This is a genomic window from Streptomyces sp. NPDC059696 (assembly GCF_042733745.1).
In the GTDB taxonomy this organism is placed as follows: Bacteria; Actinomycetota; Actinomycetes; order Streptomycetales; family Streptomycetaceae; genus Streptomyces.
In genome coordinates this window covers 18303-23395 of record NZ_JBHWFG010000055.1, presented here as the reverse complement: position 1 = coordinate 23395, position 5093 = coordinate 18303, and the positions used below count along the sequence as shown (strand labels likewise).

Here is a 5093-nt window from a genome sequence, read left to right as displayed (position 1 = left end):
GGGGTTTTTGTCGGTCGTGGTGGGCCTCGGACCTTTTTTGCGATGGGGGGGTCCCCCGGCCGGGTCACCACGGGACGGGGCCCCCGCCCGTTCAGGGGCGCGGGGAACTGCGCGAGCAACGCCCCACAACCGTCAGCCGAACGACAACCCCGCTCCCCCGTGTAAGTCTCGTCTCACCTGCACCGAGACACCCCCACCCACCTCACCCGCGGAGCGAACCGGCCGTATTGTCTAAACGTCAAACCCCTTAAGGAGCCCTCATGACCGCGCCCGTCATCCACTCGCTCCGCGAGCAGATCCGCGAGCACATCCTGGAGGGGATCATCAGCGGACGCTGGCAGCCGGGTGAGCGGATCGTCGAGCGCCGGATCGCCACCGAGCTGGAGGTCAGCCAGACCCCGGTCCGCGAGGCCCTGCGCGAGCTGGAGTCCCTGCGCCTGATCGAGTCCGCTCCCAACAAGGGCGTCCGCGTGCGGAACCTGACCGCCGCCGACCTGGAGGAGAGCTACCCCGTCCGGGCCGGGCTGGAGGCCATCGCCGCCGAGCTGGCCGCCGAGGGCCTCGCGGAGGACTGCTCCGCGCTGGAACCCCACGTCAGCGCCCTGCACGAAGCCGACCGCGTCTCCGACGGCACCGCCCAGGTCCGCCACACCGTCGCCTTCCACCGCGAGCTGGTCCGCGCCGCGGACAACTCCGTGCTGCTGCACACCTGGGAGGGCCTCGGCATCGAGGTGTTCACGGCCCTGTCGATCCGCTGGCTGGGCACGCGGCAGCAGTCGTACGCGGAGGAGCACGAGGAGCTCGTCGCCGCGTTCAAGCGCCGTGACCCCCGGATCGCCGAACTGGTCAAGGCCCACGTCCTGGGCTGCGCGCCGCGGGCGTGACACCCGAGCACGCCCTCGCTCAAACGCCTCCGACCTGCGAAAACCGTTCGAAAATCGGTCACCGCGTGCCACCGTCGGAGGCACCCCGTGCCTACTTTCTCGTGATCAAGAGGTTTTGCCCCTCAACCCTTTGATCGATCATCGATCAGGGAGTTACAGTCGCCGACGGGCTTCCACCGAAGCCTCAGCCCTGTCCTGCCAAAGACAAAGGGCACCCCGATCCCCTTATGTGAGGGAACCCCCTTCGACTGAGGAAGGCGGCGACATGACCGACCCCAACGCCATCCAGCCGAGCGAGCTCGACCAGCTCCCCGACCGGGACCCGGAGGAGACCGCCGAATGGCAGGCCTCCCTGGACGCGGTCACCAAGGCTGCCGGGCCGCACCGTGCCGCATACCTGATGCGCCGCACGCTGGAGCGCGCCGAGGGCGCCGGCATCGCGCTGCCGAAGCTCCTCGAGACCGACTACGTCAACTCCATTCCCACCTCCGCCGAGCCGGCCGTCCCCGGTGACGAGGCGATGGAGCAGCGGATCACCGCGTGGAACCGCTGGAACGCGGCCGCGATGGTCACCCGCGGCAGCAAGTACGGCGTCGGCGGCCACATCGCCACCTTCGCCTCGGCCGCCTGGCTGTACGAGACCGGCTTCAACCACTTCTTCAAGGGCAAGGAGGCCGACGGCTCCGGCGACCAGCTCTACATCCAGGGCCACGCCTCCCCCGGCATCTACGCCCGCGCGTTCCTCGACGGCCGGCTGAACGAGGAGCAGCTCGACAACTTCCGCCGGGAGTCGGGCGGCAACGGCCTGCCCTCCTACCCGCACCCGCGCCGTCTGCCCTGGCTGTGGGAGTTCCCCACGGTCTCCATGGGCCTCGGCCCGCTGTCGGCGATCTACCAGGCGCGCTTCAACCGCTACCTGGCCAACCGCGGCATCAAGGACACCTCCGCCTCGCACGTGTGGGCGTTCCTCGGCGACGGCGAGATGGACGAGCCCGAGTCGACGGCGGCCCTGGCGCTGGCGGCCCGTGAGGAGCTGGACAACCTCACGTTCGTCATCAACTGCAACCTGCAGCGCCTGGACGGCCCGGTCCGCGCCAACTTCAAGATCGTGCAGGAGCTGGAGGCCCAGTTCCGCGGCGCCGGCTGGAACGTGATCAAGACGCTGTGGGGCACCGCCTGGGACGAGCTGTTCCAGCTCGACACCACCGGCGCACTCGTACGCCGCCTGCGCCAGGTACCGGACGCGCAGATCCAGACGTACCAGACCCGCGACGCCGCCTACATCCGCCAGGACTTCTTCGGCGGCGACCCGGCGCTCGCGGAGATGGCGAAGCTGCTGAGCGACGACAAGATCCTCGAGTGCTTCCACCTCTCGCGCGGTGGTCACGAGGCGCGCAAGGTGTTCGCCGCGTACCAGGCCGCCGTCGAGCACCAGGGCGCGCCGACCGTGATCCTGGCCCAGACGGTCAAGGGCCACACCCTCGGCGAGGGCTTCGCGTCGAAGAACGCCAACCACCAGATGAAGAAGCTCTCGGTGGACGAGTTCAAGAACATGCGCGACCTGCTGGAGCTGCCGATCAAGGACAGCGACTTCGTCGACGGCGTGGTGCCCTACGGCCACCCGGGCGCCGACTCCCCCGAGGTCCGCTACCTCCAGGAGCGGCGTGCCGCCCTCGGCGGTCCGGCCCCGGCCCGGCGCGTCCACCCGGTCGCCCCGCTGCCCGCCCCGGCGGAGAAGGCGTTCGCGTCCTTCGACAAGGGCTCCGGCTCGCAGAACGTGGCCACCACCATGGCGTTCGTCCGCCTCGTCAAGGACCTGGTCCGCGACAAGGAGACGGGCAAGCGCTGGGTGCCGATCGTCCCGGACGAGGCGCGCACCTTCGGCATGGAGAGCCTCTTCCCGTCGCTCGGCATCTACTCGCCGAAGGGCCAGACGTACGAGCCGGTCGACCGCGACCAGCTGATGTACTACAAGGAGGCCCGGAACGGCCAGATCCTCAACGAGGGGATCACCGAGGCCGGTTCGATGGCCGACTTCATCGCCGCTTCGACGTCGTACGCGACGCACGGCGAGACGATGATCCCGTTCTACATCTTCTACTCGATGTTCGGCTGGCAGCGCACGGCCGACCAGATGTGGCAGCTCGGCGACCAGCTCGGCCGCGGCTTCCTGGTCGGCGCCACGGCCGGCCGTACGACGCTGACGGGCGAGGGCCTGCAGCACGCCGACGGCCACTCCCCCGTGATCGCCGCGACGAACCCGGCCGCGCTGACGTACGACCCGGCGTTCGCCTACGAGGTCGCGACCATCGTCAAGGACGGTCTGCGCCGGATGTACGGCGAGGCGGCCCCGGGTGAGGACCAGGACGTCTTCTACTACCTGACCGTCTACAACGAGCCGCTGCCGCAGCCCGCGAAGCCGTCCGTCGAGGGCGTCGACGAGGGCATCGTCAAGGGCCTGTACCGCTTCAACACGGCGGAGTCGGCGGGCGTGACCGTGCCGGCGAACGCCCCGCGGATCCAGCTGCTCGGCTCCGGTACGGCGATCCACTGGGCGCTGAAGGCGCAGCGGCTGCTCGCCGAGGAGTGGGGCGTGGCGGCCGACGTGTGGTCGGCGACGTCCTGGAGCGAGCTGCGCCGGGACGCCCTGGAGGCGGACGAGGCGCTGCTGCGCGGCGAGGAGCGGGTGCCGTTCGTACGGCAGGCGCTCCAGGGCGCCGAGGGCCCGGTGCTGGCGGTCTCCGACTACATGCGCCAGGTCCCGGACCAGATCGCGCAGTGGGTCGAGCAGGACTGGTCCTCGCTGGGCGCCGACGGCTTCGGCCTGTCGGACACCCGTGAGGCGGCCCGCCGCCACTTCGGTGTCGACGCGGAGTCGATCGTCGTCGCGGCCCTGGCCCAGCTCGCCAAGCGCGGCGAGGTGAAGGCGACGGCCGTGAAGGAAGCGCGCGAGCAGTACGGCCTGTAAGGGTCTGCGGCCCCCGTCGGTCCCGGTCGTTCGTCGACCGCGGGCCGGTGGGGGCTTGTCGCGTGGTCCCCGCGCCCCTGAAACGGGCCCGCCCCCACGCACCCGCGCCCGGACACGCACCATGATGGCCCCATGCGTGCTGCCCGGCTGATCAAGATGGTGCTGCTGCTCCAGTCCCGGCCCTCCATGACGGCCGCCGAACTCGCCCGTGAGCTGGAGGTGTCGGAGCGGACGGTCACGCGGGACGCGCAGGCGTTGTCGGAGGCGGGCGTTCCGGTGTACGCGGACCGCGGCCGGGCCGGCGGGTACCGGCTGGTCGGCGGCTACCGGACGCGGCTGACCGGGCTGCACCGCGGGGAGGCCGAGGCGCTGTTCCTGTCCGGGGTGCCGGGGGCGCTGCGCGAGATGGGCCTGGAGGACGCCGCCTCGGCCGCCCGGCTGAAGGTGTCGGCGGCGCTGCTGCCGTCCCTGCGGGACGCCTCGAGGTCGGCCGCCCAGCGGTTCCACCTGGACGCGCCGAACTGGTTCCGGGAGCCGAAGACGCCCGCGCTGCTGCCGGCCGTCGCCGACGCGGTGTGGGACGACCGGCGGATCAGCGCGCGCTACCGGCGCGGGGAGGACGAGGTCGTCCGGGAGCTGGAGCCGTACGGGCTCGTGCTGAAGGCGGGCGTCTGGTACCTGTGCGCCCGGGTGGCCGGGCCGGGGTCGTTCCGGGTCTACCGGATCGACCGGTTCACGGCGGTGGACGCCGACGGTGAGCGCTTCGAACGGGAGGCGGACTTCGACCTGCCCGCGTTCTGGGAGGAACGGGCGGAACAGTTCGCGCGGTCCCTGCTGCGGACGCGGGTCGTGGTGCGGCTGTCCCCCGACGGGGTGCGCGCACTGCCGTACGCCGTCGACGCGGTGTCCGCGCGGGAGGCCCTGGCGGAGGCGGAGGCACCGGACGGGGGCGGCTGGGTGACGGTGGCCCTGCCGGTGGAGTCCGAGGAGGTCGCCCACACCCAGCTGGCGGCGCTGGGCCCGGAGGCGGAGGTGCTGGCGCCGGAGGGCCTGCGCCGGCGGTTCGCCGGGGACGCGGCGCGGCTGGCCCGGCTCTACGGGGCCGGGGGCGAGGGTGGGGCCGGGGCCGGGGGCGAGGCCGGGGCCGGGGCCGGGGGCGAGGGTGGGACCAGGGGCCGGGGCGAGGCCGGGGCCGGGGGCGAGGGTCTGGCCGGGTGCGAGATAGCGGCCGCGTCCAGTGG

The 5093-nt window shown here is 72.0% G+C and carries 3 protein-coding genes; all 3 read left to right on the top strand.

All coding sequences use genetic code 11. The features are described from left to right. Positions 1-260 precede the first annotated feature (260 nt). Entirely contained in the window at positions 261-884 is a 624-nt protein-coding gene (locus tag ACFV20_RS35090; protein WP_385664759.1) for a GntR family transcriptional regulator, read from the top strand. Between the two features lie 265 nt (positions 885-1149). Further along, positions 1150-3852 carry a pyruvate dehydrogenase (acetyl-transferring), homodimeric type gene (aceE, locus tag ACFV20_RS35085; RefSeq protein WP_385664756.1) on the top strand — a complete coding sequence of 901 codons (2703 nt, stop codon included), beginning with the start codon at positions 1150-1152 and terminating at the stop codon, positions 3850-3852. A gap of 132 nt (positions 3853-3984) precedes the next feature. Then, on the top strand, positions 3985-5093 hold a 1109-nt coding region (locus ACFV20_RS35080), incomplete at its 3' end, for a helix-turn-helix transcriptional regulator (RefSeq protein ID WP_385664754.1).

What these genes read in the sequence shown, in the direction of transcription:
- ACFV20_RS35090 (WP_385664759.1), top strand. Translation starts at nt 261, where the DNA reads ATGACCGCGCCCGTCATCCACTCGCTCCGCGAGCAGATCCGCGAGCAC.
- aceE (WP_385664756.1), top strand. Translation starts at nt 1,150, where the DNA reads ATGACCGACCCCAACGCCATCCAGCCGAGCGAGCTCGACCAGCTCCCC.